We start from the raw sequence: 26,819 nt of genomic DNA, 5'->3' as shown, positions 1-26,819 counted from the left end.
ACAAACAAACATTGTGTGCGTACCGAAGGCGGAAAGCCGTTCCCCCTCCGGGAGGAAACGGCTTCTGCTTCGCGATTATACGTTCAATTGCTCTAAAGTTCCCGAAACGCCGATACGTATGCGACGGTTCATTCCTTCAATGAACCATTCGCCGGCGCCGGAAGTCCCCTGTACGAACCGGATTCCTCTTGCGTTCATCTCTAGCGTGACTTCCAGAATGCGCTTGCTGGGTAGAGGACTCTCCAGGGTGCGGCCAGGCTCCGCTTCGGGCAGCTCCAGCAGCAGGCTTCTTATCGCTTCATATCCACTCTGGCACATGGATATCTCCAAGGCGGGGCGCTTTACAGTAAAATAGGCCGCGTAATATTCCAGAGGATTGTACAGTTTATAGTACGCATGGCGAATTGCGGACATCACGTAAGACACCGCATGAGCTTTCGGGAACAGATAGCCGATCTTCCAGCAGGAATCGATGTACCATTCCGGAACGTTTTTCGCACGCATCTGTGCAGCTTCCGCCTCTGCGATCCCTTTTCCTTTCCGCACGTTTTCCGTGATCTTGAATGCGGCTTCGCCCTCCAACCCATAGGCGATTAGTGTTAGCATCACGTCATCCCGGCAAGCGATCGCGGTTTGCAGCGAACAGGTTCCTGTCCGGATTAGCTCATGGGCGTTTCCTTCCCATACTCCTGTTCCGTGCGTCAGTCCCGATATCTGGAGCAGCTCCGAGAAAGAATCCGGCTTCGTTTGTTCGAGGATCTTACGGACGGCAGGCGTCCCCATCTCGGGCAACCCGTATGTAGCCACCGGAGAAAGGAGCTGCTCGGGGGTTACGCCAAGTTCTGCCGTAGAGCGGAACATACTTAATACACGCCTGTCGTTCATCGGGATCGTCTCCGGATCGATGCCTGTAGAGGTGTGAAGCAGCCTCATCATGGACGGGCCGTCGTGACCCAGAATATCGAATTTGTGTACCGTATGATCCAGTTGCCGGTAATCGAAATACGACTTTCTCCATCCCGGCCTGCCGTCGCTTGAGGCGTCCCGGACGGGTGTAAAATCTTCGGCGGCCATCCCGTCCGGAATAAGCAGAAGCCCTGACGGATGCGGGGTTCCGTCGCTTCTTCCCGCCAGAAGGACGTTATTCTCTCCAAGCAGCTCTTTTACCCCGGACTGCGCCTGCCTCTGATACTCACCGGCTACGTTCAGATCGATATCGGGCATTTTATTGCCGTGAAATCCGAGGAACATCTCGTATGGAATGTTGTGTCCGTCTCCCCACATTCCTCCCCCGCACCGGGAGCATAACGGGTCCGGTCCATCAAAGCCGCTTCGCGCTTCCTCTGCCGGAATCCACTCGATCTGCCGGCACGTTCCGCACAAAGCGTGGGGAGGCAGCGGGTTCGTATCCGTAATCCCGAGAAAATAAGCGACAAGGGACGACCCGACGGAGCCGCGCGGGAGAACCGGGTACCCGTCGCTCTTGGACCGGTTCACGACGCTTCGCGCAATCAGATAGATCGAAGCAAATCCGAAATTGCAGATGAAAGACAGTTCCTTTTCCAGCCGGTTCTGAATCGGCTGCGGGATCGAATGGCCGTACCGGGCCCGGGCCGCGTCGTAACTAAGCGTACATATATGCTCGTCTTCGGCTTCCAGTCTAGGCAGGAACAGCCCACCGGGAATCAGCTCGAAGGATTCGAACCGGGCGGCCAGTTCTCTCGTATTGCCAACGACGACAGCGTATGCATTCTCCGCACCCAGATAGCCGAACTCGCGGATCATTTCGGAGGCCTGGAGGCGGTGCGAATCCCCATCCTGATGCGCTGTGACGGGCTGATCTACGGCGATTACAGGTTGTCCGGCCCCCTCTCCGTAGTCCCAGACGCTGCGGACGACCTCCTCCCATTCTTGACGGGAATAGCATCGGCCGTCCGGGCCTCCAAGGTCGGAGTGCCAAGCTCCGATCGTCAAAACATCGAAGCTACGGGCCAACTCCTCCGCTTCTACTTGCGTCCCTCGATGGATAGCATCCAGAAGTTCCGCATCGTCCGGTTCGCTTAACAAGAGAAGATCTCCCCGATCAGCTTGAAGCGAGTCCAACGATACGGCCAGTCCCGAATCGTCATGAAAACCGTTCGAGTGCGAGATCAGCTTATATAAGCATCTCTTGCCTCTTTCGTTTCTCGCGTAGATACAGCAGCGAACGGTGCGTTCCGATTCGATTCCCAGCGCCGCGCGGATTCCGAATATCGGCTTAATGCCGGAATATGTCGCGGTTTTTTCCGCTTCGATAAAGGCGTGGATTCCGTCATAGCCGACCAGTCCGATCGAACTCTGTCCGCGTAGCGCAGCTTGCTCAATCCTTCTTTGCGTCACCCTTGATAGAGCTGCCGATTCTTCTTCCATGGCGCATCTTACGTGAAACTCGACACGCTCCCTATCAGCCTGAGTGCTCGATTGCCTATCATTGCTGTTCATGTTCCGGTCCTGATTAGCCATCATCCTGCCTACCTCCACCAATTAGATTCTATTCTATAAACCCGATGTGCGGGATTATATTAGAGTTGATATTCAACTCAACATTTAAGGCGTAGAAGCATGTCTCCCCCAACAATTTCCATCCTAGCACATGTTGAGTTCGGAGTCAACAAAATCGCAGTCGATTTGCAACTGGTCCATTTTCCGGGATAATCGCTTTTATTATCAATGGCCTACCGGCTTAAGCGGCAGCAATTTTTGATTTTTCACCTTGCTTCTATTCCGGTGAATTGGCAGACGCTGCCGAATCGGCATCAGTATGAGCTTTTTTCTTCAAAAATCGCATGTCTTTCTCCTGCGAAACTTGACTCTGTTTTTCGTGTTCGATATGCTAATTTTCATCGGGTACCACAATTGGCCTAGTCATGGCTATAGCGGCTGTGGTTTCGTTACGGAAGGATGCGGTGATATGAAAAGTCCAACCAACTGGAGCGACAGGTTCAGGCTGTTTTTTTTGAACAACCGGTTCGTCCTGGTCCTGCTCGTTCTGTTGCTCATCGGATTAAACATTATGGTGTTTACGAAAGTTTCTTTTATTTTTCTTCCTTTCATCGCGCTGATCAAGTCGGTGCTGCTCCCGCTTCTGCTTACCGGAGTCGTCTTTTACTTGCTGAACCCGATCGTCGATTATATGGAAAGCAAAAAAGTGAAGCGGGTTTATTCGATCCTCGTCCTGTATTTGCTTATTATCGGGATCATCACTCTCTTATTCGTTATCGTGGTTCCGTTCATCCGCGGACAAGTCGAGAGCTTGATTCAAAACGTTCCGAGATACAGCAGGGAAGTGCAGCTCCAATTCGAACGGCTCATCGGCAGCGGGTACTTCGCACAAATCCAGCAGTCGATCAACTTTGATGCTGTAAGTTATATCGAGAAAATGACGGGCCGACTGACCGCGATCGTCAATAACGCTTGGACGAGCATCGGCGCCTTTGTAGGCGCGGTAACGGAAGTAATTCTCGCCATCGTGACGGTTCCGTTTATTTTGTTTTATTTGTTGAAGGACGGGAAGCAGCTGCCGCAATTTATCCTTAAGTTCGTGCCGACCTCCCTACGCGGTCAGACGTACACGGTGATGACCGAGATGAACAATCAGATCAGTTCCTATATCCGGGGCCAGATCATCGTGAGCTTCTGCATCGGCGTGCTGCTTTATTTCGGTTACCTGATTATCGGCCTGGACTATTCGCTCGTCCTCGCCATCTTCGCCGCTTCGACCAGTATCGTTCCGTATCTGGGACCGGCAATCGCGATTACGCCCGCTCTGATCATAGCGATCGTGACCTCGCCTATTATGCTGCTCAAGATGATCGTCGTATGGACGATCGTGCAGTTGATCGAAGGAAAATTTATATCGCCGCAAATTATGGGGAAAAACTTGCACATCCATCCAATTACGATTATTTTCGTCATTTTGACCGCCGGCAAACTGTTTGGAATATTGGGAATCATTCTCGCCGTTCCGGGCTATGCCGTTCTGAAAGTAATCGTTACCCACCTGTTCCACTGGTTCCAAAACCGCTCCAGTCTGTACGAGCAGCCTGCGGAACAACCGATTGACCGGACTTGAAGAAAGAGCAGCATCCAAGTTTTTTGCGATTTATTGAGCCTCGCTCAGAGCCGCTTCCTTGAGAAAAAGGACCTCAGTCTCCACTTTATAGTGGAAGCTGAGGCCCTTTTGGCGTGCAAAACGTGTTCAGCTGCGCATGGTCAAATCGCGATTGTCTACAGCTTATATTTTTGAAGCAGTTCCTTGCCGAAGCCGTTCAACAGCTTGTCCAGCAGCGCCCAGCTTATGCGTTGACGGGCTGGCAGATGCCGGTCGTAGACGGCGCTGTATTCGATATCCGCAACCGCCCCGCGATTCCGCTTAAACTGAGGAGCGCCCGAGCTTTCGTGGAGCAGCAGCCCTCTCTGTCCGGCGATTCCGATCAAGACGGCCGATAGCATCCGGTACAGTCCGGTCTCCTGGGGCAAGGCCGTATCGTAACCGAACACCGGAGTCGTCATCACGCCGCTGCGGCAATAAAAGCCGAGCACCGCATCGATCCGGCCCGTATCGATATGCCGGATGGCGTGCAGCTCCAGCAGCTTTTGTCTCCAGGCCAGCTCCAGAAACGGCGCTCCAAACTGGGGATTGTAGGTAGAGTATTTATCCAGATACAGAAGGCGGTACAGCTCCGCCAGACGAGGCATATCGGCTTCGGTCAGCCTGTCCGGACCGACCGTCTCGTATCCGTGTTTCGCCAGCAGGCCGTAATCCCGCTTCACCAGCCAGCGGGCTTTGGAATTCGTCGCCGCCGGATCAGACGGATGGAGCAAATACACTTGCCGGCTGGGCACCATCCGGAAACCGAGCCTCACGAGTAGATCGATCAGCGGGCCGTTCGTCGTCCGGTTTAACGAGCGGAAAACCAGCGAATGCCCCGGATATTCGCGGAGCAGGAGACGGACGGCTTGCTCCACCCCGCTGTCCGGAAGCGGATCGTACAGGTTGGTCGATAACAGCCAATTATTGATATGGACCGTCCGGTTAATCCGGCTGAACCGCATCAAAAACCCCAGGGCGTGAAGCAAGCCCCCTAACGCAATACGCGCGAATCGGGAGTTCAGCACGTACAGCTCTTCTCTTGCGTAGCTCACATAATGCGTGTATGGGGAACAAACGTAGCAATTTCCGTATTCTTTATCGTTCACCGTAACAGGCAGTACGACATCTCCGACTTGCAGCGCATGAAGACCCGTTTTCACATTCGGAATAAGTCGGTCTACCTGCTGCTCCAGCAACGAGACGATGTAACGCCTGGCGTAATCCCCGTCCTCGGTGGACGGCCAGAGTATTTGACGAATGGATTTCGGATCGAATAAACGTATGTCGCGGTTCAAGCTGGCAATCTCCTCCCTCCCACTGCCCCGTCCGCCGCCGATTGCTCGGTTTCTTACAGGCGCTTCTGTTCGCCCCAGTGCTCCATAACGCCGGTTTCGTATAACGTTTTTCCGTTTTTATCCGTTGCGCGAATCGTTATAGGCAATTGGGGCTGATCGTCCAGGAACGAAAACCATATCGTTGTCGAACCGTTTCTAATAATCGTCGCTCCTTTGCTTCGCTCGCTAATCAAAATAACTTGCGTGACCGCCGGATCGTATACGATCCCGTGCAGCAGATTAGGGTTCTCCTTGCCGTCTCCTCCGTTGCCGTTCCAGCTGATGGCTTTGGACTGCATCTCGTTCAATTCGTGTTTTAATAAATACTGGGCGATTTCATAGCCAAGCATCTTCTTGTGAAGCAAGACCGCCGTTACTTTATCGTTCGTCCGGTAATAAACGACCAGTTGATCCCCCCATGCCTGGAGGTGGATCATTTCCTGATAGGACGGATCTTGTTCGCGAATACTCCGCTCCGCCAACTGATTGACCGGCGGCCGGACCCATTCGAAATAAGTCCAGAGAGCCGCCGCAAGGATCAAAACACTTACGATACCTAATCTACTCCGCTGTCCGATTCCGTTCACTCCTTTCCCGCTTCTTTACCGTTATTCAACAAGCAGAAATTTTGTTGGCTCACAGCTCCCAGTCTTCCCGAAGCTGTTCATACAAAGCGACAAGCACGTCCTCCGGAGGCAATGCCGGCAATTCGCCCGGCGTCAGCTCCAGCTTGGCAGTAAAATGAGCGACGATCTGAGGCGCAAGCATCCGCAGCGAGTAACTGTCCATCCATTCCAGCCGGTCGATAAACGTGCGCAGCAGCAGCCAATCCTCACGGCCGACGAGCCGTTTGTAACGCTCATCCAGCGTAAAAGCCGGGAGATTCACTCTTCTGCGCTCGATCACCTTGTTCGTCCGTTTGTTGCGTCGTCCCCGCTCTCCTGCCGTATCGTAAACGACCACCGTACCGGCCAGCAAATCGCCGAGCCGCTTATCGGAAGGATGGAGGAAGCTGACTATGGCCCCCAGCGTGTAACCCACAGGCAAAAAGTCGAATATCCGAAGCAGGTTGCGAATCAGCGACGACAATACCGTAACCGGCTGACCGTTGTCCTGCAGCACCCGAAGGCCGACGATCCGCTTGCCGATCGTCCGACCGGCAACGTACTCGCTGACCGTAAAATATCCGTACTGCAACAGGAAGGCAAGGACGATCGCTCCGGCCAGCGCGTATTCCGTCAGCAGACTCTCTCCGGTCCGGATTAGCACTTCGCCGAACAACGCGTACACGAGCAAAATAACGAGTCCCAGCAGCAGCATATCGATCGCTTGCGCTCCCGCACGGCTGCCAATGCCTGCCGTCTGAAATTTTAGACGGACCTGCTCGGGGGTTACAACATCCATTTCCCTTTGAAACGTTTGATTCATGTTGCCTCGATCTCCCTTTTGGAGCCTTAATATGGTAGCATTAGAGTATTGGATTGCTATAGCATACAATTTCATCTTTGAATTCTAAAAATGGAATGAACGAAAGGAACTACATATGGACCTACAACGAAAGCTGCTGCGTCACCGCGGGAATTGGAAGCAGCTGGAGGAACTGATCGAGCTGTTCGACAAATCCCCGGGCCGGGTAAGCGCGGAGAGCATTGACCGGCTAACCGTTCTGTACAAGCAAGCTTCCTCGCATCTGGCCGTGATGCAGACCGAAGATCCCGGCGGCGAGCTTACCGCTTATTTGAATCAGCTCGTCACCCGCGCCCATCATATGATGTACAGGCAGCAGCATAAAAGCAGCGGACAGCTGAAACAGTTTTTCGGAACTTACTTTATACGGCTGATCCGGGAAAGGCAGTGGTTTATCGTTGCGGCCGCCCTCTTATTTCTATTCGGAGGGGTCTCCGGATTTGCCTCCGTCCTGGTGGATGAGCAAAATCTGTACGCCCTTCTTCCGCAGCAAATCGCCGGTCATATCGATCCGTCGCAGACAGGCAAAGGGCTCGAGGACGCGCCCCACTCCGTCCTGTCCACCCAGATCATGACCAACAATATTCGGGTCGCGATTCTCGCGTTCGCCGGCGGCATTACGTTTGGCATCTGGACCGTCTACCTGCTTGCTTATAACGGCATCCTCATAGGCGCGCTCGCAGCCGTATACTGGAAAGCCGGACAAACCTATTTATTTTGGGCTTATATCCTGCCTCACGGCGTTATTGAACTGGCCGCAATCTTTATCGCCGGCGGCGCCGGCCTGTATATGGGGTACCGGATGTTCGTACCTGGCCGATACGTGTGGAAGCTGCAGTTGCTCCGCTCGGCCAAGCAGTCCGTGCAACTGCTGCTCGGAACCGTTCCTTTATTCGTCATCGCCGGAATCATTGAAGGATATATTACCCCTTCGGCCCTCAGCCTCGAGATGAAATACGCGTTCGCCTTGCTCACCTTGCTCGCTTTGGCAGCCTATTACATCTACGGCAGGCTGAGACGCAATCAGATTGACTCCCTCGATTTGAGTTCCAGATAATGATTTACCGCCGCCAGCGCCAGCCTGTCGGCGGCTACATCCAGGACAGGTACGCCGATCCCGGCCATCCGGGCGGCGAACCGTCTCCGTTTCAGCTCGAACGACTGAGCCGTACTGCTCACGTAAGCTTGCTGCACCGTCCGGATTTCGCTTCCGGCCCATCCGGCCAGAAGCGGGTCCTGCAGCGACAGCAAGACGAGCGGATGAATCCGCCGCAGTTTCAGCAGATAGGGAGCAAGCTCCTCTTCGAACAAATAATTTTCCATATCCGAGAACAGCACGATCAAGCTTCGCTTGCGCTGTACGCGCAGCAGGTGGTCAAAAGCTCGGGCGTAATTCGTCTCCGCAGAGTCTCCCTTCAAATTGTACAAAGCTTCGAGAATCGTCTGCACATGCGCCATTCCACCCCCGGGAGGGACATACGCTTTCAAGCTGCCAGAGAACGCGAGCGCTGCGACCTGATCGCCTTGCCGTAATGCGACGGCCGCCAAGGTCAGCGCCGCCTCCAGTGACCGGTCGAGCACGGTCCGGCCGTCCAGCTCGACGGTCATAATCCTTCCGCAATCGATCAGCAGCGTGACGATTTTGCCCTTCTCTGGCTGCCGAATCGTCGTCATCATCCGTCCCGCCCGCGCCGTAGCCGCCCAGTTGATCGTGCGCGGGTCGTCATCGGGCGAATACTCTCTAATCGCGTGCAGCTCCATGCCCGACACTGTCTTGCGATGCAGCTTGCGGCCGTCCAGCACGAGACTGTCCTGCAAGGAAGCCATCACCCCGCGGACATTGGACAAGTCCGGGTAGACGCTCACGATTTGCTCCGCCTCCACCCTCGCCTGCTTGTACCAGAGCCCGATGATGCCGCCATATCTGACGTATATGTAGCGCAGCGGATAATCTCCCCGTTCCGACGCTTCGGTCGTATACGACAGCTGCAGCTCTTCTCCTTCCAACCGTCCCTTCAACGGAGCATGCTCCCGGAAGGTCAGAGGCAGATCGTCCGCGACTTCGACTGTTAACGGAAACTGCGGAGCGTGGCTGAACGATACATCGATGCGAACATCGAACGGCTGCTTGTGCTCGGCCCGATCCGGCAGTACACGGCGGACGGAGAGCTTCCGCCGCTTCGGCAGCGTGGCCAGATCGACGACCGATACGGCGGCGAACAGCCCGTTATAGAGCCAAAACCAGAGCATGCCTCCGCTCCAGACGTAACCAGCGGGAATGACCGCAGCACCGGCCAGCAGCACGGCAACCGCACGCCGGGAAGGCAGCACGGACTGCCAGATCAGCCGGTCAACGAGGGACCGGAACAGACGCGAGCGCTTCCCGGACGGCTTCGTCACCGCTCATCCCCTCCAATTCCGCCTGCGGCGACAAGATGAGCCGATGCCGCAGCGCAGGAACGGCCACCAGCTTCACATCGTCCGGCGTGACATAGGTGCGACCTTCCAGCACAGCCCATGCTTTGCTGGCCGAAAGCACCGCAATCCCCGCACGAGGACTCGCCCCGAGCCGCACGGACGACAGCTCGCGGGTCCGCCTGACGATCCGGGCGATATAGCCGAGGACCGCTTCCTCTGCGATTACACCCGCCGCCTCCGCACGTTTGCTTCGAATCTCCTCAATTGTACTTACCGGAACCGGCTTATTCGGACTTTGCACAGAAAGGGGAACATGTCCGCGCAGAATCGCCGTTTCCGCTTCCTCGGACGGATAATCCAGCGTCAGCTTGAACATAAATCGGTCGATTTGCGCTTCCGGCAGCGGATACGTTCCTTCGTACTCCACCGGATTCTGAGTGGCGACGACGAGGAACGGATCGGGCAGCGGGTAAGTGTGTCCATGAATCGTTACCTGCCGCTCCTCCATCGCTTCCAGCAAGGCCGCTTGCGTCTTCGGCCCGGCCCGGTTGATCTCATCGGCGAGCACGAGATGGGCAAATACCGGCCCTCGAACTGTATCGAACTCACTCGTACGCGCGTTCCAGACGACGTTGCCGGATATATCGCTCGGCATCATATCGGGTGTAAACTGGATGCGCTTGAACTCGCCCTCGATATTCTCCGCCAGCGTCCGGACCAGCTTCGTCTTGCCCAGTCCGGGAGCCCCTTCCAGCAGCACATGGCCGCCGGCGAGCAGTGCAGTTATTAGTAGACGGACGTTCATCGGCTGGCCGATAATCGTCTGTTCCATGCTTGCGATCAGTCGTTCCATAGTTAACGCGATCTCTCCTTATCCAGCTTTTCGATCCATTCAGCGATTTTTCCACTTGTTTGCAAAAATTCGCGATCCGGAACGCTGTCCGAACCCGATACACGCTCAAGCTGCTCCAGGATAACCTGCAGTTCCGACGCAGCCCGGTCTCCGGCGCGGGAACGCACCGTTTCCACCCATTCGGAGATGGATGCTTGCGCTCGTACTCCATACCGGTCCTGCAGCCGTTGTCTGACGTACATTTCCTGCTCGCGGAGCAAATGCCCGTTCAGCCGCCGTTTCCGGAACCAGCCGGATACCGCAAGCAGCGTCTCGTCCCCGCGCCGCACGATCCATTCCCTCGGCGTATGGACCGGGCCGAACCGTTTCCCGCGAATCCAGAGCCAGCCGAGAAACGCCAGCGCCAGCTGAGCGTAAACGGCCAGCAGCCAGCCCGGGTATACGGCCAACAGGCCGGGCTTGGATGTAATCCCGTGATGATACTCGTCGATCCATACCGTCCGTCCGTCGGACAGCTCGCGCAGAATCGGCCATACTAGCTCGAAGTGGCCGTGCCGGTCGATCGTATCGTTGCGCAGCCATTCCGGCGTCAGGACGATCGTGATCGTTCCTTCGCCATACCTGCGGCTCGCCGCCAGCGTACCGAAATCGTCGGTCAACAGCTGCTCCGATGGCTCCGCTCCCTGCAGCCTGTATCTCGTTACCGGCTTGTCCGCTAACGCTTCGACGGCTGGCGATCCGGGCTGAAGCCGTTTGACGGGAAACGCACCGTCTGCGGCATCCGCTGTTTTCTCCAATCGCTCCCCGTTCATGCCGGCCCATTCGTCAGGCCGCTGCTGAAATAACAGCAGATGGTTCCCGCGCTCCACCCATTGAAGAACCGAATCCCGTTCTTTCGGATCGATGCCGCCGGCCGCCGGCTGAATCGCCGCCAGCACGCCTATGGTCACCGGCTCCGGCAGCTGCGTCCAAGGCTGCCGCCACTGGCGCACGTCGGCCGCGACTCCTTCGATCATCTCGGCAGTTGCCTTCGTTCCGTCCAGGTCGGCGGAGAACGATACATACGGAGTCTGATCAGGCGCCTTCTCCCGGACAAGAAACAAGCCGGCTGCGAGGAACAGGACGACGGCTGCGGCCATAGCCGCTAGCGGGGACCACGGTTTGAGCCTACCCCCTCCGCTATTCGCCCGTAGCATATCCATCCGCCTCCCCCGCCGTCAGCCCTGCTTCGATCTCAAGCCGCAGACGGACGACCGAATCTCGATCCGCTTCCATGCTGCCGTACCAGACTCGCTCAAACAAACTTGCCGTGCTGCGGAACAGCGGAAGCAGCTCCGGCTTGCTTGCCTTCAGCTCCAGTGCGTATTCGCCGTTCGCTTTCCACCGTTCCGCCCGCAGCCATCCGCGTTCGTTCGCATAAATCAGCAGCGCGAGAAACAGATACCGCAAGCATTCTTTATAGTCGAACGACCGTTCCGCTTGCAGCGCCTGTTCCATATACCGGCTGGAAGAAGCTCCTTTCAGCTCCTTCTCGGTTAGCCCGATTTTACGCAGAACGGTACGGTTGCCGGCCAGCGAACGGCCAATCCATATAAGGAGCCAGATAAGCAGAGCCAGTCCGCCGAGGATGACCGCATAAGCGATCACATCCGCGAACGTACGGGGGACCGCCGTATCGGGCAGCCACTCCCGGATCGTCTCCCACAATTTGAGCAACAGCCGCTTGAGCGCATTTTCCCCTTCTGCCGCCACAGTCCGGTACGCCTCGTATTCGCTTCCCGACAAAATTTCATTCAGCTTCTCCCGGTCGGCGGCCAGCTCGGCAGGCGTTATCGCTCGTTCACTCGACAGTTCGGACCCCTCCATCCGGCTCCGCTTCACGCATCCGGGTAAGCATCGATTCCAGATCTTTGCCTTGCGTCCGCAGCGTCATATCGTAATAACTGACGGCATACACGGACAAAATCAGCGGCGAGAGCAAAATATAAAACAGCGCAGACAAAAGCACTTGCAAAATCGTGACCGGAATGAAGCCGATCAGCAGCAAATTCAAAAACGAAAAAGCGGTCATGACCAAGCTAAGCACCAGGTATACGAAAAACAGCCTCCAGAAGCTGCCTTTCGTCAGCCGCCAGCTCGGACCGAATCCGATCGATTCCCCTTGGGCCGTAACCGCCGGAATGAAATAGCCCCAGCGGATCAGGAAAAACGAGATTGCCGCATAAACGAGAAAAATAACTGCAATATACAAGACGACAGCGGTGAAGATAAGTCCCGCACTACCGTTGAATCCGGCGCTGGACGTTAATCCGCCCATGATTCCAAAAACAAAAACCAATACGACGACAAGCAAAACGATTGCAAAGACGAGCACCAAGTAGATGCCAAGCATAATAAGACCAAACAGCGCGCTGTTGCCGAATAGTGGCCAAAACCGGCGGAACGTTTGTTTGAAGGCTGTGCCCAGATCCGGCGAATTCCCGTCATACACTTGCCCGATCAAAAATACCGACGTTGAGAAAGCCACCGGTGTAAGAATCAGGAACGTGACGGGCAGCAACAAAAACACGAAAAACAATATAGCTCCAACACTGATGTTCTCGCCGATCTCGCTGTCCATTGGAGCGGTGAAGGAGCTGCCGAAATTGTCAAATGAAAAGCTCGGATTCGTATCGGCAAATATCCAGGAATACATCAAATACAATGGACCAAACATCATCAACGCGAGCAAGGCGAACTTCGCGAAATGGCGTCGGTACAGTTGGAAGCTGCGGTCCAGCATCCGGCCGAAACTAAGGGGTTGTTGATGTGACGTCAATTGGAATATTCCTCCTACTGTTCATGATCCTGATTATTATACCATCCGGTTACGAGGAAGCCGAAGCTTTTTTCTGAAAATCGATCGCACCGCCTGCCTATACCAGACACGCAGGTACGGAAACCCGCGATCCGGGTGCCGCCTCGTTCGCCTTGCAGTCCTTGAACAGCCACAGCTCCGGCGTATCCCGGATAGCCGGGATCAGCAGTTCGAACGGACCCGCCGGGAATATCGGGGAACGCACGAAGAGCCGGTTGCCGTCCGTCTGCAGATGACTGATACCGGCAGGTCTGTGCTCCCCGGCCTCATATACTCCAAATAATTGCTGCAAATTGGTGCAACTGCCGGGATCGATCCGCTTGTTAAAGGAGATCATCACCTCGGTTAACGATATCCGGACCGCTTTCCACGGAACCGGCCTCGTCTCGTACATCGTCCCGCCGATATGATATTCGTATGCAGTCCATGTCGCGTAACCAAGCTGATTCGCCGTACCCGCAAACGTATGAAGCCATCTCCGGTCCTTGATCATCGTCTTCGCCGAGCCGATATCCGCTTGAACGCCAAGGGGCAATAAGGGATGCGATGCCCGGATATCACGTACGAACGGTTCGTAGCTGCGGATGTAATCGCCCGGCAGGCGAGCCTTCACCCAATCCGGCCAATGCGTCTGCAGCATATGCAGATCGGGACGCACACGGGCGATCATTGCCGGAGCGTCCAATCCCTGCATCTCTCTCAGCCGGGACGCGGAATCCGGGCCGTCGTCTACGGCCAGCGACCAGGTCGCGGTCCGGATATCCGGACGTACGTCGCGGGCGCCCCCTTCCCCGTTGATCATCTCGTCGACGAACCCGTTTACCGCATCGACCCGGAACTCCACCCATTTGGTATAAGTCGCGGTATCTCTTTTGTAATATCGCGGCGATAACTGGTTGACAAAATCGGGCATCCGGCAGCCGTGCAGCTCCATAAACGTTTTTTGCGCCATCGGGCCCACATCCCCGTATACGCCTCGGCGGATGCCGTCCCATTCCGGAAAATAAGGCTCGGCAATCTCGATCCCGTCGAAAGGATATCGCGCCAGCAACTCCGCGATCGTACGCTTTTTCCACCTTACATAGTCCCTGCTGAAATAAGAGAATCGCCGGTAGCCGTCCTCGACCGGCTTCAGCAGCTTCATCTCCCATTGCATCCACTCCTTCGGATACCCTTCCGTGGAAAACGTCCCGTTGCCGAGCACAAGCGCCCATACGAACATGCCGCGCCGATGGAACGCCCGGAGCAGTTCGGCGTTTATGTTGTTTTCGTTAACTACGAAATAGTGTACGATCCGGTACCCCGCCAGTAACACTTCCTCGGCGATACTGTCCGCTGACCGGTTGGCGTAATAGGGAAACAGCGGGTCTACCTGGATGCTGGGTCCGTGTATGCCGTCTGCGGTGACGCTGCGATTACTTCTTTTGTTCTGCTTATCATTTTGCTTATCATTTTGCTTGTCATTTTGCTTTTCATTTTGCTTTTCGTTCCGTCTCTCGTTCTGCCTTTCGTTCTTTCCATCGTTCATTCCGGCACCTTCCTTTCGGATTTGTCCGCTTGAAGGCAAAAGGCGCGATATCTCGCGATAACTAATGTTATGTATGCACCCGTCTGTTCATCGTATGTTCTCTGCACCGAACAATTAATTAAGAGATGTTGGCACCCTTTATTTTCGGCATTTATGGAAGACAGAAGCAAATAAAGGTGGTTTGCCCCCCTTATATCATTCATCGGTTGGGTATATTACCTTTTTCGCTCATAATTGAAGCTTCAAATCGCTCTTATTTACCCGTACAAGCCGATTTCGGACAAAATAAAGGGTACAAACCGCTCCTATTCGCTTTCGGTCCTTTCGCGACTCCCGGCATACGTTTCCCGATTATCGCCAGAATAAACTTTGCTCTCTTTTTTCTTCCGGTACGTTATAATAATACCGACCAAGCAAATGAGGAGAGCCTATGTCAGACCACAAACGGATCGATTGTATGAAATGCGCCTACTTTTATGTCACCTGGGACCCCCAATTTCCGAAAGGCTGCAAAGCGTTCGGCTTCAAGTCGCCGCAAATGCCGAGCGTCACCGTGCTGTCCTCGTCCGGCAAGCCCTGCATGAATTTCGAAGCAAAGCGTGCTCCCGGAACCCGGTAAGAATACACCGTAAAGCCGAATGTGACTATTTAAATACTCGTCTCCCGGAACCAGGCAGGAGGTCCCCCGCCGGCAAAATCGTGGCCTTCAATCGTCGTTTCGATTTTTTCAAGCGCTTGTTGAACTTTGCCGTTTGACGAACTCCCAAGCAATGTAGCATGCTGATTAAGGGCCACGAACAAATTGTACTTCTCCCAGAAACGATCGGGGATTTTTCCGTCGAAGTAACCGCTGATTTGACCTGCAGCAAATAATCGGCTGACGGCGCATGTGTATTTGGGCAGCTTAAAAAACTCTTCCCACGGGTCGCCCCAGTCAAACCGGCTGAAATCGATTACCCCTTCAAGTCGACCGTCCCGGAAGATCAAGTTCGACGGATGATAATCGTCATGCTGAAAACAGACCGGACTGTCGCGAAGCAGACCGAAGCTCCGCTCGATATAAGCTTCAAGCTCCGATTGCTTGTGGAAGCGAAGACCAAGCTCGCCGAATTTTCTTTTTTTGTCTAAATATTTGACGTACCTGCGCTCATACCCGTTTATCTCTGTCTCGGGAACAACCGTATGGATCGTCCGAAGCTCTTTCCCTGCTGCTTCGCCTTGCAAGATTTGCTCTTCGGAGGACAGTCCCGGCAGTACGACTTCCCCGCTCTCCCCTTCCATATAAGTTAACAGCAGCCCGCATAGCTGCAGCTCGGGCCAAGCTTCCAGCGCGATCGGCTTTTGGCAGCGAACCCCGTTGGTGTAGTGCTGCCTTATGAAATCGTGTTCGTTCTTGCGGCGGCTGTAAGTGTCCAGCCTATAGATCCGCAGTAAATAGGCCGGCAGCCCATCCCGGAATAAAGCCAGCTTCACCGCATCCGAGTGCCCTTTCGCCACCACTTCATGCCGGTCAAACTCCGCTTGCTGACGGAGCTCCTTCAGCAGCTTCCGAATCCGTTCCTCCATCGTAAACTCACCCGCTCGCCCTATTCTCGACTCCCCATCTATTCCTATGATATCAAAGACCCGCAGACGTGTCTGCTTGTCCCCTTGCCCTGCCTTTTTCAAGGACATGAATCTCTCAAAAGGGAAAATAATTATACTCATCTTCCCCCTTGCCCCAGCCGCTTCGCTTGAGGACAATAGGATGTGCTGCAAAAAATCCATCGTTCCATAAAGGAGGCATGAGGTCAGTGATATCCGTAGAAGGTTTGCACAAATCGTTTAAAGTCGCCAAGCGTTCCACCGGACTGATGCAGGCGGCCAAAGCGTTGTTCGTCCGCGAGTTTACCGAAGTCCACGCCTTAAACCACGTATCATTTACGATTCAACCAGGCGAAATCGTAGGGTATATCGGACCTAATGGCGCCGGAAAGTCAACCACAATCAAAATGTTGAGCGGGATTCTCGTCCCGGACGGCGGCACCTGCAGCGTCATGGGGTATACGCCATGGAAGGAGCGCGTGCCGTATGTGAAGCACATCGGTGTCGTGTTCGGCCAGCGGACTCAATTATGGTGGGACGTTCCGGTGATGGACTCCTTCGAACTGCTCCGGGATATTTACAAAGTGCCGCAAAAGGAATATAAGGACAACGTCGAGCTGCTCGTCAATACGCTGGAGCTTCATAGTATCGTTCGGACGCCCGTTCGACAGTTGAGTCTCGGCCAGCGGATGCGATGCGAAATCGCCGCTTCCCTCCTGCACAGCCCTCAAATCTTGTTTCTCGACGAGCCGACGATCGGGCTCGATGCCATTTCCAAAATCGCCGTCAGACAGTTTATCAAAACGATCAATAAAGAAAAAGGCGTAACCGTCATCCTGACGACCCATGATATGAACGATATCGAAGCGTTGGCCGACCGGATTCTGCTCATCGGCAAGGGCAGCCTGCTGTTCGACGGCAAATTGAACTCGTTAAGAAGCCGGTTCGGCACGCGCAAAACGATCACCGCCGATTACCGGGAAACTTCCATACGGCCGGACATTCCGGGAACGGAGATCGTGTCCTGGACGCCCGAACGGGCAACGCTAAGCGTGAATACAGAGCAAGCGAACATCTCCGAAGTCATCGGCCAGCTATCCGCTCAAGTCGAACTGCTCGATCTCGCTGTGGAAGCGTACCCGGTCGAAGAGATTATCGTGCAGCTGTACCGGGAGTATCAAATATGAAGCCATACTCGTCTGTGTTAAAGCTGCGGCTGCAAAACGGGATGCAATACCGGGCGGCCGCGCTGGCTGGAGTCGCTACCCAGTTTTTCTTCGGTTTCGTCTTTATTATGATATTTTCCGCTTTTTACAGCCAGTCCGTTGAAGTGCAGCCGATGTCTCTGCCGCAGCTGGTTACCTATGTCTGGCTGCAGCAGGCCTTTCTGGCGATCGTCATGTTATGGTCCCGCGACAACGAGCTGTTTCAGCTTATTACAACAGGCAATATCGCCTACGAGCTGTGCCGGCCGGCCGGCATCTATGAATTTTGGTATTCCAAGCTGATCGCGCAGCGTCTGTCCAGCGCGATGCTTCGCTGTTTTCCGATACTGGCTGTCGTCTTTTTTATACCGGAGCCCTACAACTTGTCGCTGCCGAATGACGGCGCGGCCCTTATCTATTTCCTCATTACGATGATGCTCGGATTGCTGCTTGTCGTGGCGATTTCGATGCTCATCTACATTTCCGTATTCGTTACGATGTCGCCTACCGGCTCGATGATTATGTTCGGAATCGTCGGCGAATTTTTCTCGGGGCGCATTATCCCGATTCCGCTCATGCCGACCTGGCTGCAGGAAGTTACCTACCTGCTCCCGTTTCATCTGACGGCGGACTTTACGTTCCGGGTGTATACCGGTCACATCCCGCATGACCAGGCGCTGATCGGGATCGCCACACAAATCGGCTGGCTGCTCGTGCTGGTCGCGCTCGGCAAATGGCTGCTGAGCCGGGCGATGCGGAAAGTTATCGTACAAGGAGGTTGAGCGGGCGATGAAGCTTTATTTCAAATATATGGTCATCTTGTTCAAGTCTCAGATGCAGTACCGCGCGTCTTTCTGGATGCTGACTGTCGGCCAGTGTCTCACCCCGTTTATGATGTTCGCAGGATTGTACTTTTTGTTCGAACGGTTCGGCCAGTTGAAGGGATGGACGTTTTTCGAGGTGGCGATGATCTTCGCGGTCACTCATATCTCCTTTGCCATCAGCGAATGTTTTGCCCGGGGCTTCGATACGTTCTCCTCGCTGGTTGCGGGAGGCGACTTCGACCGGCTGCTCGTCCGCCCGAGAAGCACCGTCGTGCAAGTGATGGGCTCCAAATTCGAATTCACCCGGGTCGGACGGTTGACCCAGAGCTTGATTGTGCTGATCTGGGCGATTGCCAGCCTGCCCGTCGATTGGACCGCCTGGAAAATCGTTACGCTGATCCTGATGATCGCTTGCGGCGTCCTCGTGTTTACGGGAATTTTCATCCTTGCGGCCACTTTATGCTTTTGGACGATCCAGGGGCTGGAGGTAGCCAATATTTTTACGGACGGCGGCAGAGAGATGGCCCAATATCCGCTCAATATTTACGAGAAGTGGGTGTCCCGTTTTTTTACGTTCGTCATCCCGTTTGCATGTATTAATTACTTGCCGATGCTGTACATTCTCGGCAAAACCGAAGGCAGCGATCTGCTCTATATGATCTCCCCTTTAGCCGGGGTTGTCTTCATAATCCCGTGCTTGCTGGTGTGGCATTTCGGCGTGAAGCATTATCGTTCGACAGGCTCTTGATGGCTTCATGGGTGCGTTTCCCCGAACGGAACGTTACCGGTTGCGCACAAAAAACCGATTACGGAACCGGCGGCGGCTTGGTTCTGCAATCGGTTTTTTCCGTTTATGGCGAAGTCACTGTCTTTTCACCTGATCACCTGATCGTGCATAATCCGGCGATCGCCAGCAGCCACTTTTTCTCCGCTTGGCGGGCTCGGATCTCGTATTGAAGCGGATAACCGGAAGCCGAATCTTCCTCAACCCAGATCATTTGATTCTGATACCCGTCCGACAAGTAGAGGCCCTCTTGTCCGTTAACCGCCACCCGTTCAATGCGATGACTTTGTATATCCGGCACGTGTATCCGGCTTTTGGTTGTCGTCAGGATGTGATACTCAAACGATGTGCCTCCGTACGTATAATCCAGCTGTGCGCCTACGAGACGATCGTTCGGAACCAGGTCTCTGACGACTACCCGCTGTCCGGTATGTTCGCTCCGTTCGATCATTTCCGCTATTTCGTCATTGGTTAAGTTATCGAATCCGTACATCACACTCGCTCGGATCAACTCGGCCCCTGCTGGCAATCGCGGATCATACGGTGCGGCTGCCTCCAGAAGCCCGTTCAGACTCCCTGTCCATTCGACCGGTTTGTAGCAGGTTTGCTGGCTGACTGTGCGATCTGCCGTACCGGCTATATACACTGCAATGCCCATGCCCGGCTTCAACTGCTGCAAGATCCGGTCCATCGGATCGGACTCATCCCAGGAATCGACTCGGATCGCGGATACGGGATTTCCGCTGCCGCCGCGCAGCACCAGCTGCATCACTTTCCCTTTAAGCTCCGGAGGCGGTTCAATGGCGGCCGCTTTGTCGAGTATGGACCGGATCAGCTCGTCCCGGTTGCGCATCGTGCTCCCTCCTTCCCAGTTCCCTTAGCCGTCTTAACGCCAGATTGATTCTCGACTTGACGGTGCCGACCGGGATGCCCAGCAGATCGGCCACTTCCTGTTGAGTCAGGTCGCTTAGATAATGCAGGACGATCACCTGCCGAAGCTTATCCGACAGCAGGTCCAGCTGCTCCATAACTTCTTCAGCCGGCGAATGGGATGTCCCGTCCGCGCCGATGCTCCGGTCCGTGTCTCGAACCGAGTAGAGCCGCTCCCTCCTGCGCCGTTCCTTCCACTTTTGCCGTTTATAGGCTTGCTGCTGCCGCAATGTAATTCCCGACATCCATGCAGTGAATGAGCTGCCTTTGTTGAAGTTCGACAGACAGCGGTACAACTCCAAATATACACTTTGGACGATATCCTCGACGTCGTCCCGGTCCGCACCGCATAAGAAGTATAAGGTCCGGTATACGTTACGGATCGTTAGGTTGTACAGCTGCTCAAAGGCATGGCCATCCCCATTCAGCACCCGATCGATTAATTCCGGTGTCGGATCGATTGCGCTCTCCTCCCTCCTTTTGCCTACACTATATTGGTTTTTTTTATCGAAATCGTTCGGTTTTTTTGAAAAATAATCTACTCTTTTGGATCGGTGCATCGTCTCCTTGCTTTAGCCAAAGTCATGAAGTATGCCGCAGCTCCACCTACAACCGTTTTTTCAGAAAAAATTGCTTGATCCCGTCCGGGTATTCGTCCAGCACGCCGAACACCTCATATCCCATCCCTTTGTAAAATTCTGGCGCCTGATACGAAAAGGTGGACGTGTGCGAGAACAGGCATCCCATCTCTTTGCCGGCTCTCTCCGCTTCGAGCAGCAGCTTCTTGCCGTAACCTTGGCTCCGGTATAACTCATCGATCCAAAAAACGTCGATGTACATGCAGTAGGAAAACGTTTCGCAAAAAATCCCTCCGGCCACCCGCCCGGACTCGTCCCTTAAAAACAGATGAATATCCCGGGCCGGCTTCCTCAATAGTCCCCCGGTCGCACTGACATTGTACTCGTATAAGCTCTCCGCCACATAGTCGTAATCCTCGTCGTTATAGTCGTGAGTTATGCTGAATCCCGTTTCGCGATCTGCTTCGACTGCCATTTTCTTTTCCTCCATCAGCGTTCAAGTCCCTGCTTCCTCAGGTATCCATCCTATTATACATTTTTTGGGTATCGCAACAGAAACAACGTTTTTAATCAATTAGTATTGCTGCATTGTGGGAAATATAGGTTTGACAAAAAACGAAATGCGACATATCATATGAACATATAATCATATGTTATCGGAAAGAAGGTTTCGTCATGGCCGAGTACAAAGTAAAGGGACTTTCCTGCGGGGGCTGCGCCCAAAGACTCGAGGATGAAATCCGGCGGCTGGAGCACGGCAGCGATGCCAAGCTTAGCTTTAACTCCGGCAAACTTACGCTTCATCCGCTAATCGATCTCGCCAAGGTCGAACAAATATTAAAAACGGACGGCGCCGCCTTGATCAGGCCGCAGCCCAGACCGCATCAACACGATCAAAATCACGCATCCGGCGGACATTCGCATAGTCACGGACACGATCACTCCCATGGTCACGACCACGGCCACGATCATTCGCATGGACATGTTCATCATGATCACGACGATTCGCACGGGCACGACCATTCGCACGGCGGCTCCCATTCGCGAATCTGGGGGCTGCTGATCACGTCGGGCGCTTTGTATGCGGCGGCCCTGCTGCTCGGCGGACAGATCGGCGAACCGTATCTGATCGGTTTGTATTTGCTGGCGACTGTTTTGAGCGGGTATACCACGTTTATGCGCGGCTTGAAAAATTTGTTCCGGCTCCGGTTCGATATCGACACGTTAATGACGGTAGCCTTGGTCGGAGCGGTTTCAATCGGCGAATGGAAGGAAGCGACCCTGGTCGCCATTCTCTTCGGGTTGAACGAGCTGCTGGAAGGCATGGGCATGGAGAAAGCCCGGCGGACGATGGAAACGCTGCTGCAAGTCGCTCCCAAGGAAGCCGTCAAAGTGGTCAACGGCGTAGAAACGGTCATCCCGATCGAGGCGCTGGCGGTGGGCGATATCGTTCTGGTAAAACCCGGCGAGAAAATTCCGTCCGACGGGACAATTGCGGAAGGAAGAAGCTCGGTAAACGAAGCGGCGATTACCGGAGAATCGATGCCGATCGAGAAAACGGCCGGCGAGTTCGTATTCGGAGGCAGTCTCAATAACGACGGCGTCCTGCGGGTTCGCATCGACAAGCCTTATAGCGATTCGTCGCTTGCAAAAATATTGCATTTGGTCGAAGAGGCCCAGGAGACGAAAACTCCAACGGAGCTGTTCATTAACAAATTCGCCAAAATCTATACGCCGCTTATTATGATCATCGCCGCACTTGTTATCATCGTCCCTCCCCTGATGCTCGGGGGCGACTGGGGGAAATGGCTGTACCAGGGCTTGGCCGTATTAATCGTCGGTTGCCCGTGTGCGTTAATCTTGTCTTCGCCGATTGCGATCATCTCGGGAATTGCGCGGAACGCACGGAACGGTATTCTCGTCAAAGGCGGCGTGTTTTTGGAGCAGCTCGGCAAAATCGACATCCTCGCCTTCGACAAAACCGGAACGCTTACGAAAGGCGAGCCGCATGTGCAGCGTACGGTCGTATACGCCGAGGAACGTTTTTACCGGGTTGCGGGGGCTATGGAGAAATCGTCCTCCCATCCTCTGGCCAAAGCCATCATGAAGGAACTGGACCGATTAAGCATCGTGCCGCCTGATGCCGAGGAGATGCAAAATCAGACTGGAAAAGGCTTGACCGCAAAAGTGGAAGGTAGGACATACTGGATCGGCAGCGAAAAAGCGATCGATCATATTACGCTTAACGACACCGTACGCGCTTCGATCGAGGAGTTAAAAAACGAAGGACTTACCCTCGTGCTTGTGGCGGATACGGATCACATTCTGGGTATATTCGGAATCGCCGACGAGGTTCGCGAGGAAAGCCGCCATACAATCGCCGCCCTTCACCGGGCCGGCATCCGTGAAACCGTTATGCTGACCGGAGATCACCGGAAAACAGCCGAGAAAGTGGCGGCTGCCGTAGGCGTCAGCAATTACTACAGCAATCTCCTCCCGGAGGATAAGGTCGCTAAGATCAAGGAGCTTGAACAGCACGGCCGCGTAGCGATGATCGGGGACGGCATGAACGACGCTCCCGCTCTGGCCGCCGCCCAGCTCGGAATCGCCATGGGGAAAGGAACGGACAGCGCAATCGAGACGGCGGACATTGTCCTGATGCAGGACCATTTGGGCAAGCTGCCCGAGGCGATCCGCATCTCCAAAAAAGTGAACCGGATTATCAAGTTCAACATCTCCGTCTCGCTCGGCTTGAAGCTGCTGGCGATTCTGCTCACCATACCCGGCTGGCTGACGCTATGGATCGCCATCTTGTCCGATATGGGAGCGACGATATTCGTAACTCTCGTCAGTTTAACGATTCTGCTCCAAACCAGACAGAAGCAGCCGGGCTAACTCCTTTTCATTGACACCCTCCGGGCATACGATTCCCGGAGGGTTTTATGCAGTCAGCTCCGCCGCCACAAGCCCGACTCCATCTGTTCCTTTAAACAACGGCTCCGATCCGCGAGAAACCGGGTCATGTACCGCTCCAGCACGACGAAGTTGAAGCTTTTCCCGATGATTCCGTACGGGGAATGAAACTCCAGCGTATCCTTCATCAGCGTTCCTTCCGGATGCTCTAGAAAATCGTGAGCATGCCGGAGGTAAGCGAACGCTCCTTTTTGCATCTCGTCCACAAACCGGTACGGCCGATCAAATTCCACAATCTTCGAAGTTAACCGCTGCCGGATGCCGAAGTGGGTCGCTTCAAACGTTACGGTCTCGCCATAGCCGATCAGCCCGGACGTCACACCCGCTACCGCTTGTTCCCGCGTATGTTTCCATACCGTCTTCGTATGCAGACCGATATCCCTTGACGCGTCGAAGCAGCTTTCGAGGTCGCTTCGCACTACAATCTCCACATGAACGATTGGCATAATTCCTCCGGTCCGATATAAAGCATCATCTACGTTCGTTTTCCGGATATCAATTCGCGCTCCACCGGCTGTCGCACAAGACGACGGACGTCTCGATTTGCCGTTCCGGCACGTTCCAGAACCGCTGAAGCAGGATTCGCTTCTCTTCCGGTGACACGAACGCGAACCCGTTTTTCTGATAAAACCGGATCGCCCACTCCGCCGCTTCCCAAGTTCCGATCAGCACCGGCTTCTCCGTCTGGCTCATCAAGTGCGACAGCAGCCGGGTACCGATCCCCCCGTTCCGCTCGGTCGTGCGGACGTAAGCATGGCGGATTAACGCCACCTCTCCTTTGTCCTGGATGCCCATCACACCGACTAAACCTCCGTCCCGCTCGACGCCCCAAAACAAGACGCCGTCCGCGATTTCCGCCTCCAGTTCCTCTACAGGCATATACGGTTCCCGATACCGGTCCTCCGGGATCGTCCCTTTATAGGCTGACGCGGCATCATTAATAATCTCATAAATCGTCGCAGCATCGTCCATCGTACACAATCGGATCAATGTCAGACCTCCTTCAGCCCCATAATCTTCTCTTCGCGATCAGCTCACCTTGCATGTCAAATTCAAGCTTGTAAATATCCGGCATCGTCGTGTTTTGCCAAAACCCGAAATCGCAGGACGGGTCGTACGTCTGCAGCATTAAAGTCATAATGTCGCCATGAGTGCCGATCACGATCCGTTTGCCCGTATGCCGCTTCAGCAAATCCGCGATAACCGGACTCGCCCGCCGCCGCGCCTCGTTGCTCGATTCGCCGCCGGGGTAGGCGAAGTCTTGCTGCTCGAACAAGGTCCGCTTCGCATCAAAAAAACGATCCTTGCCCATTTCCGCACCTGACAATGCACGTTCACGCAGATCCTCCTCAAGCCGGATCTCGCATCCGCATGCTTGCGCCAAGGGGAGAATCGTATCGACCGCCCTCCGATAAGGGCTCGACACGAACAAGTCCGGCTGTTCGCCGGTCAGTAAATCCTTGACCCGCTCCGCGTCCCGTTTCCCCTGCTCCGTCAATCCCCGCGTCCATTCGGAGCCTTCGACATATGCCGATTGGGCGTGCCTCACAAAATATAAAATCGTATTGTGACTCTCCAATCCGCCACCCGCCCTTCAAGCGAGAAATAGAATTCTTCTTTTATATAGTAGAATATCGAAAGCACATACCGATTTATACATCGCAGCCTAACCACTGCCCTGAACGACCAGCGGCTAACTCAACCGGCTGGTCGTGATCGCTTCCACTTCATCCAGCCAGGCGATCCGTTCCGGCTCCGTGCTAGAAGCTATAACCCGGAACACTTTCCGGTGTACGTTCAGGACACCGCAATATTTAAAGATGCAGTTTTTCCAGATCGTATCCAGCGGGTCGTGAAATTCCGCCCGTTCCCTTTCTTCAGGCGTGTCGGAAGTGTTCAAAATTTGAACAACGCCGGCTTGCAGCAGCCCTACCGGAACTCCGCCGCCGTCCACTCCTTCCGGGAACTTATACGCCACACCTTCGAACAATACTTTATCGACCCAGCCTTTCAGTATCGCAGGCGGCTGCCCCCACCAATTCGGATGAACGATAAAGATAGCGTCCGCTTCCACCATATGCCGGCGATGAAGCAAGACAAGCTCATCTTCGACGTTAGAGCTTTCATTCACAAAGATCGGATTGAAGTTCTCCGCGTATAGATCATGAAAAAACACATCATACCCTTTGTTCTCCAAAGTTTTGCGGACTCGGCCTGCAATCGCGTGATTAAAGCTGGCTTTGTTCGGATGAGCTACGATAACTACGGCTTTCATTTCAATTCCCCCTCGAATAGCAGATTTGAACCGGCGCCGGACCGAACCGGTTATACAGGTAAAAAGACCGAGAATCGGCTTCCTTTCCCTGGTGTCGAGGTTACCTTGATGTAGCCGCCCTGCTCGGTTATCATCTTCCGGGTCAAATACAGACCGATGCCGGCCCCTTCGACGTTCCGTGCGTTGTCTCCCCGGTAAAACCGCTGAAACAGCCGGTTTATCTCGTCTTCAGTGATCCCTTCGCCGTAATCCCAGACGTCTACTCTCGCAAAAAACTCATACACGTCGATTCCGACCTCGATGATCGCACCGGGCGGCGAATATTTTACGGCGTTGTCGATGACATTGTAAACCGCCTCACCGGTCCATTTGACGTCGTGATGGATCACGACCGGCTGTCCACACTGAAACCGGATCTCCATTCCTTTCGAATCGGCGCCCGGATAGGCCTGCTTGATCGCCGACAACACCGTATCGGCAAGACTTGCGCTTTCCTTGCGGATCTCGATCATCCCGGCCTCAAGCCGCGACATTTTGATCAGACTGTTCATAAGCCAGGTCATTTTCTCCAGCTGATTTTGCATATGAAGCGTAAATTGCTTACGTTTGCCGTCATCCAGACTTTCATCCAGCAGCAGACTATTGTACAAGTTCAGATTGGCCAGCGGCGTCTTCAGCTGATGGGAGATGTCGGAGATGAGCGCCTTCATTTCATCGCCTTCCTCCTGATACCGCTTCCTCTGCGATTTCAGCACGCGCGAGAGGTTCACGATTTGGGATTGAAGCTTCGACAACATCGTATCTTCCGTGACGGGAAACAGCTCCCGTTCTTCCAGCTCGATCAGCGATTGTATCGTCAGCGACAACTGGTGCAAAATCGTCGTCATCCGTTTGCGGATCGCCAGCACATAGCCGGTCCATATAAGCGCAGAAATCGCCATAAAGCCGGCCGTCAACACGATGACCCCACGTCCCGGTTCGAACAGCACGATGAGTATGATGAAGTAAACGGTACCGGACAGCAGAAATGCGCCGTAACAAAAGGCGATCATCCGGGTGAAAGAGCTTTTCATCCGG

The 26,819-nt window shown here is 54.4% G+C and carries 26 protein-coding genes; 7 read left to right on the top strand and 19 right to left on the bottom strand.

Features of this window, described 5'->3' with window-relative positions; all coding sequences use genetic code 11:
- Window positions 1–75: 75 nt before the first annotated feature.
- Entirely contained in the window at window positions 76–2,505 is a 2,430-nt protein-coding gene (locus IDH45_RS13715; protein ID WP_190928489.1) for a PolC-type DNA polymerase III family protein, read from the bottom strand.
- A 445-nt stretch (window positions 2,506–2,950) separates the two neighbouring features.
- Between IDH45_RS13715 and IDH45_RS13710 the strand changes: the two genes are divergently transcribed.
- The gene (locus IDH45_RS13710; RefSeq protein ID WP_190928487.1) at window positions 2,951–4,111 is read left to right on the top strand and encodes an AI-2E family transporter; all 1,161 of its coding nucleotides are present in this window, start codon (window positions 2,951–2,953) and stop codon (window positions 4,109–4,111) included.
- Window positions 4,112–4,266: 155 nt separating this feature from the next.
- On the opposite strand, the gene IDH45_RS13705 is transcribed toward IDH45_RS13710, so the two are convergent.
- The 3 genes from IDH45_RS13705 to IDH45_RS13695 are packed head-to-tail and all read right to left on the bottom strand — an operon-like array spanning window position 4,267 to window position 6,894.
- Entirely contained in the window at window positions 4,267–5,427 is a 1,161-nt protein-coding gene (locus IDH45_RS13705; protein ID WP_190928485.1) for a GNAT family N-acetyltransferase, read from the bottom strand.
- A 53-nt stretch (window positions 5,428–5,480) separates the two neighbouring features.
- The gene (locus tag IDH45_RS13700) at window positions 5,481–6,053 is read right to left on the bottom strand and encodes a hypothetical protein (protein ID WP_190928483.1); all 573 of its coding nucleotides are present in this window, start codon (window positions 6,051–6,053) and stop codon (window positions 5,481–5,483) included.
- Window positions 6,054–6,102: 49 nt separating this feature from the next.
- Entirely contained in the window at window positions 6,103–6,894 is a 792-nt protein-coding gene (locus IDH45_RS13695; RefSeq protein WP_190928481.1) for an RDD family protein, read from the bottom strand.
- A 115-nt stretch (window positions 6,895–7,009) separates the two neighbouring features.
- Here IDH45_RS13695 and IDH45_RS13690 point away from each other — a divergent pair, with 115 nt between their 5' ends.
- A complete protein-coding gene (locus IDH45_RS13690; RefSeq protein ID WP_190928479.1) occupies window positions 7,010–7,990 on the top strand; it encodes a stage II sporulation protein M in 981 nt (326 codons plus the stop codon).
- Here IDH45_RS13690 and IDH45_RS13685 read toward each other — a convergent pair.
- The 6 genes from IDH45_RS13685 to IDH45_RS13660 form a co-directional block, all read right to left on the bottom strand.
- Window positions 7,957–9,333, bottom strand: coding sequence for a DUF58 domain-containing protein (locus tag IDH45_RS13685; protein ID WP_190928477.1), 1,377 nt, complete (start codon window positions 9,331–9,333; stop codon window positions 7,957–7,959). The two genes, IDH45_RS13690 and IDH45_RS13685, sit on opposite strands and share 34 nt — an antisense overlap.
- The gene (locus IDH45_RS13680) at window positions 9,284–10,204 is read right to left on the bottom strand and encodes an AAA family ATPase (protein WP_190928475.1); all 921 of its coding nucleotides are present in this window, start codon (window positions 10,202–10,204) and stop codon (window positions 9,284–9,286) included. Before IDH45_RS13680 ends, IDH45_RS13685 begins: the two co-directional genes overlap by 50 nt.
- Window positions 10,205–10,206: 2 nt before the next feature.
- Window positions 10,207–11,400, bottom strand: coding sequence for a DUF4350 domain-containing protein (locus IDH45_RS13675; RefSeq protein WP_190928474.1), 1,194 nt, complete (start codon window positions 11,398–11,400; stop codon window positions 10,207–10,209).
- Window positions 11,384–12,070, bottom strand: coding sequence for a DUF4129 domain-containing protein (locus IDH45_RS13670; protein ID WP_190928472.1), 687 nt, complete (start codon window positions 12,068–12,070; stop codon window positions 11,384–11,386). The genes IDH45_RS13675 and IDH45_RS13670 overlap by 17 nt, the downstream gene beginning before the upstream one ends.
- Window positions 12,045–13,022 carry a hypothetical protein gene (locus IDH45_RS13665; RefSeq protein ID WP_190928470.1) on the bottom strand — a complete coding sequence of 326 codons (978 nt, stop codon included), beginning with the start codon at window positions 13,020–13,022 and terminating at the stop codon, window positions 12,045–12,047. The genes IDH45_RS13670 and IDH45_RS13665 overlap by 26 nt, the downstream gene beginning before the upstream one ends.
- 97 nt (window positions 13,023–13,119) lie before the next feature.
- Entirely contained in the window at window positions 13,120–14,589 is a 1,470-nt protein-coding gene (locus IDH45_RS13660) for an N-acyl-D-glucosamine 2-epimerase (RefSeq protein WP_223836638.1), read from the bottom strand.
- 430 nt (window positions 14,590–15,019) lie between these two features.
- Between IDH45_RS13660 and IDH45_RS13655 the strand changes: the two genes are divergently transcribed.
- Complete coding sequence (locus IDH45_RS13655) at window positions 15,020–15,208, top strand: uracil-DNA glycosylase (RefSeq protein WP_190928468.1); 189 nt, start codon at window positions 15,020–15,022, stop codon at window positions 15,206–15,208.
- A gap of 29 nt (window positions 15,209–15,237) precedes the next feature.
- On the opposite strand, the gene IDH45_RS13650 is transcribed toward IDH45_RS13655, so the two are convergent.
- Window positions 15,238–16,155 carry an aminoglycoside phosphotransferase family protein gene (locus IDH45_RS13650; protein ID WP_190928466.1) on the bottom strand — a complete coding sequence of 306 codons (918 nt, stop codon included), beginning with the start codon at window positions 16,153–16,155 and terminating at the stop codon, window positions 15,238–15,240.
- 227 nt (window positions 16,156–16,382) lie between these two features.
- Between IDH45_RS13650 and IDH45_RS13645 the strand changes: the two genes are divergently transcribed.
- From IDH45_RS13645 to IDH45_RS13635, 3 genes are read left to right on the top strand one after another with little or no spacing between them, the layout of a single operon-like run.
- A complete protein-coding gene (locus IDH45_RS13645) occupies window positions 16,383–17,360 on the top strand; it encodes an ABC transporter ATP-binding protein (RefSeq protein ID WP_190928464.1) in 978 nt (325 codons plus the stop codon).
- On the top strand, window positions 17,357–18,160 hold the full coding sequence (locus IDH45_RS13640; protein ID WP_190928463.1) for an ABC transporter permease: 804 nt from the start codon (window positions 17,357–17,359) through the stop codon (window positions 18,158–18,160). The genes IDH45_RS13645 and IDH45_RS13640 overlap by 4 nt, the downstream gene beginning before the upstream one ends.
- Window positions 18,161–18,167: 7 nt before the next feature.
- Window positions 18,168–18,950, top strand: a complete 783-nt coding sequence (locus tag IDH45_RS13635; RefSeq protein WP_190928461.1) for an ABC transporter permease — start codon at window positions 18,168–18,170, stop codon at window positions 18,948–18,950.
- Between the two features lie 133 nt (window positions 18,951–19,083).
- Here the strand turns inward: IDH45_RS13635 and IDH45_RS13630 are convergent, their stop codons facing one another.
- Genes IDH45_RS13630 through IDH45_RS13620 form a run of 3 tightly spaced genes read right to left on the bottom strand, consistent with a single transcriptional unit; the run spans window position 19,084 to window position 20,969 of the window.
- Window positions 19,084–19,839, bottom strand: a complete 756-nt coding sequence (locus IDH45_RS13630) for a hypothetical protein (RefSeq protein WP_190928459.1) — start codon at window positions 19,837–19,839, stop codon at window positions 19,084–19,086.
- Window positions 19,784–20,476, bottom strand: a complete 693-nt coding sequence (locus IDH45_RS13625) for an RNA polymerase sigma factor (protein ID WP_190928457.1) — start codon at window positions 20,474–20,476, stop codon at window positions 19,784–19,786. The genes IDH45_RS13630 and IDH45_RS13625 overlap by 56 nt, the downstream gene beginning before the upstream one ends.
- Window positions 20,477–20,522: 46 nt before the next feature.
- Window positions 20,523–20,969: a GNAT family N-acetyltransferase gene (locus IDH45_RS13620; RefSeq protein WP_190928455.1), complete on the bottom strand. Its 447-nt coding sequence runs from the start codon at window positions 20,967–20,969 to the stop codon at window positions 20,523–20,525.
- 200 nt (window positions 20,970–21,169) lie between these two features.
- Between IDH45_RS13620 and IDH45_RS13615 the strand changes: the two genes are divergently transcribed.
- Window positions 21,170–23,389: a heavy metal translocating P-type ATPase gene (locus IDH45_RS13615; protein WP_190928454.1), complete on the top strand. Its 2,220-nt coding sequence runs from the start codon at window positions 21,170–21,172 to the stop codon at window positions 23,387–23,389.
- Between the two features lie 53 nt (window positions 23,390–23,442).
- Here the strand turns inward: IDH45_RS13615 and IDH45_RS13610 are convergent, their stop codons facing one another.
- The 5 genes from IDH45_RS13610 to IDH45_RS13590 form a co-directional block, all read right to left on the bottom strand.
- Entirely contained in the window at window positions 23,443–23,913 is a 471-nt protein-coding gene (locus IDH45_RS13610) for an SRPBCC family protein (RefSeq protein WP_190928452.1), read from the bottom strand.
- A 49-nt stretch (window positions 23,914–23,962) separates the two neighbouring features.
- On the bottom strand, window positions 23,963–24,457 hold the full coding sequence (locus IDH45_RS13605) for a GNAT family N-acetyltransferase (RefSeq protein WP_190928450.1): 495 nt from the start codon (window positions 24,455–24,457) through the stop codon (window positions 23,963–23,965).
- Window positions 24,458–24,470: 13 nt separating this feature from the next.
- On the bottom strand, window positions 24,471–25,046 hold the full coding sequence (locus tag IDH45_RS13600; RefSeq protein WP_190928449.1) for a histidine phosphatase family protein: 576 nt from the start codon (window positions 25,044–25,046) through the stop codon (window positions 24,471–24,473).
- Between the two features lie 114 nt (window positions 25,047–25,160).
- Window positions 25,161–25,742 carry an NAD(P)H-dependent oxidoreductase gene (locus tag IDH45_RS13595; RefSeq protein ID WP_190928447.1) on the bottom strand — a complete coding sequence of 194 codons (582 nt, stop codon included), beginning with the start codon at window positions 25,740–25,742 and terminating at the stop codon, window positions 25,161–25,163.
- Between the two features lie 50 nt (window positions 25,743–25,792).
- Window positions 25,793–26,815 (bottom strand): sensor histidine kinase, encoded by a 1,023-nt coding sequence (locus IDH45_RS13590; protein ID WP_190928445.1) that lies wholly within the window; start codon window positions 26,813–26,815, stop codon window positions 25,793–25,795.
- Window positions 26,816–26,819: the final 4 nt, after the last annotated feature.

Source organism: Paenibacillus oceani (assembly GCF_014705615.1).
GTDB classification, from domain to species: Bacteria; Bacillota; Bacilli; order Paenibacillales; family NBRC-103111; genus Paenibacillus_AB; species Paenibacillus_AB oceani.
This window is presented reverse-complemented; position numbering and strand designations above follow the sequence as displayed.

What these genes read in the sequence shown, in the direction of transcription:
- IDH45_RS13670 (WP_190928472.1), bottom strand. Translation starts at nt 12,070, where the DNA reads ATGGAGGGGTCCGAACTGTCGAGTGAACGAGCGATAACGCCTGCCGAG.
- IDH45_RS13695 (WP_190928481.1), bottom strand. Translation starts at nt 6,894, where the DNA reads ATGAATCAAACGTTTCAAAGGGAAATGGATGTTGTAACCCCCGAGCAG.
- IDH45_RS13660 (WP_223836638.1), bottom strand. Translation starts at nt 14,589, where the DNA reads ATGAACGATGGAAAGAACGAAAGGCAGAACGAGAGACGGAACGAAAAG.
- IDH45_RS13630 (WP_190928459.1), bottom strand. Translation starts at nt 19,839, where the DNA reads ATGCGCAACCGGGACGAGCTGATCCGGTCCATACTCGACAAAGCGGCC.
- IDH45_RS13640 (WP_190928463.1), top strand. Translation starts at nt 17,357, where the DNA reads ATGAAGCCATACTCGTCTGTGTTAAAGCTGCGGCTGCAAAACGGGATG.
- IDH45_RS13635 (WP_190928461.1), top strand. Translation starts at nt 18,168, where the DNA reads ATGAAGCTTTATTTCAAATATATGGTCATCTTGTTCAAGTCTCAGATG.
- IDH45_RS13620 (WP_190928455.1), bottom strand. Translation starts at nt 20,969, where the DNA reads ATGGCAGTCGAAGCAGATCGCGAAACGGGATTCAGCATAACTCACGAC.
- IDH45_RS13590 (WP_190928445.1), bottom strand. Translation starts at nt 26,815, where the DNA reads ATGAAAAGCTCTTTCACCCGGATGATCGCCTTTTGTTACGGCGCATTT.
- IDH45_RS13650 (WP_190928466.1), bottom strand. Translation starts at nt 16,155, where the DNA reads ATGGAGGAACGGATTCGGAAGCTGCTGAAGGAGCTCCGTCAGCAAGCG.
- IDH45_RS13625 (WP_190928457.1), bottom strand. Translation starts at nt 20,476, where the DNA reads ATGCACCGATCCAAAAGAGTAGATTATTTTTCAAAAAAACCGAACGAT.
- IDH45_RS13715 (WP_190928489.1), bottom strand. Translation starts at nt 2,505, where the DNA reads ATGATGGCTAATCAGGACCGGAACATGAACAGCAATGATAGGCAATCG.
- IDH45_RS13655 (WP_190928468.1), top strand. Translation starts at nt 15,020, where the DNA reads ATGTCAGACCACAAACGGATCGATTGTATGAAATGCGCCTACTTTTAT.
- IDH45_RS13690 (WP_190928479.1), top strand. Translation starts at nt 7,010, where the DNA reads ATGGACCTACAACGAAAGCTGCTGCGTCACCGCGGGAATTGGAAGCAG.
- IDH45_RS13610 (WP_190928452.1), bottom strand. Translation starts at nt 23,913, where the DNA reads ATGCCAATCGTTCATGTGGAGATTGTAGTGCGAAGCGACCTCGAAAGC.
- IDH45_RS13675 (WP_190928474.1), bottom strand. Translation starts at nt 11,400, where the DNA reads ATGCTACGGGCGAATAGCGGAGGGGGTAGGCTCAAACCGTGGTCCCCG.
- IDH45_RS13595 (WP_190928447.1), bottom strand. Translation starts at nt 25,742, where the DNA reads ATGAAAGCCGTAGTTATCGTAGCTCATCCGAACAAAGCCAGCTTTAAT.
- IDH45_RS13710 (WP_190928487.1), top strand. Translation starts at nt 2,951, where the DNA reads ATGAAAAGTCCAACCAACTGGAGCGACAGGTTCAGGCTGTTTTTTTTG.
- IDH45_RS13615 (WP_190928454.1), top strand. Translation starts at nt 21,170, where the DNA reads ATGGCCGAGTACAAAGTAAAGGGACTTTCCTGCGGGGGCTGCGCCCAA.
- IDH45_RS13680 (WP_190928475.1), bottom strand. Translation starts at nt 10,204, where the DNA reads ATGGAACGACTGATCGCAAGCATGGAACAGACGATTATCGGCCAGCCG.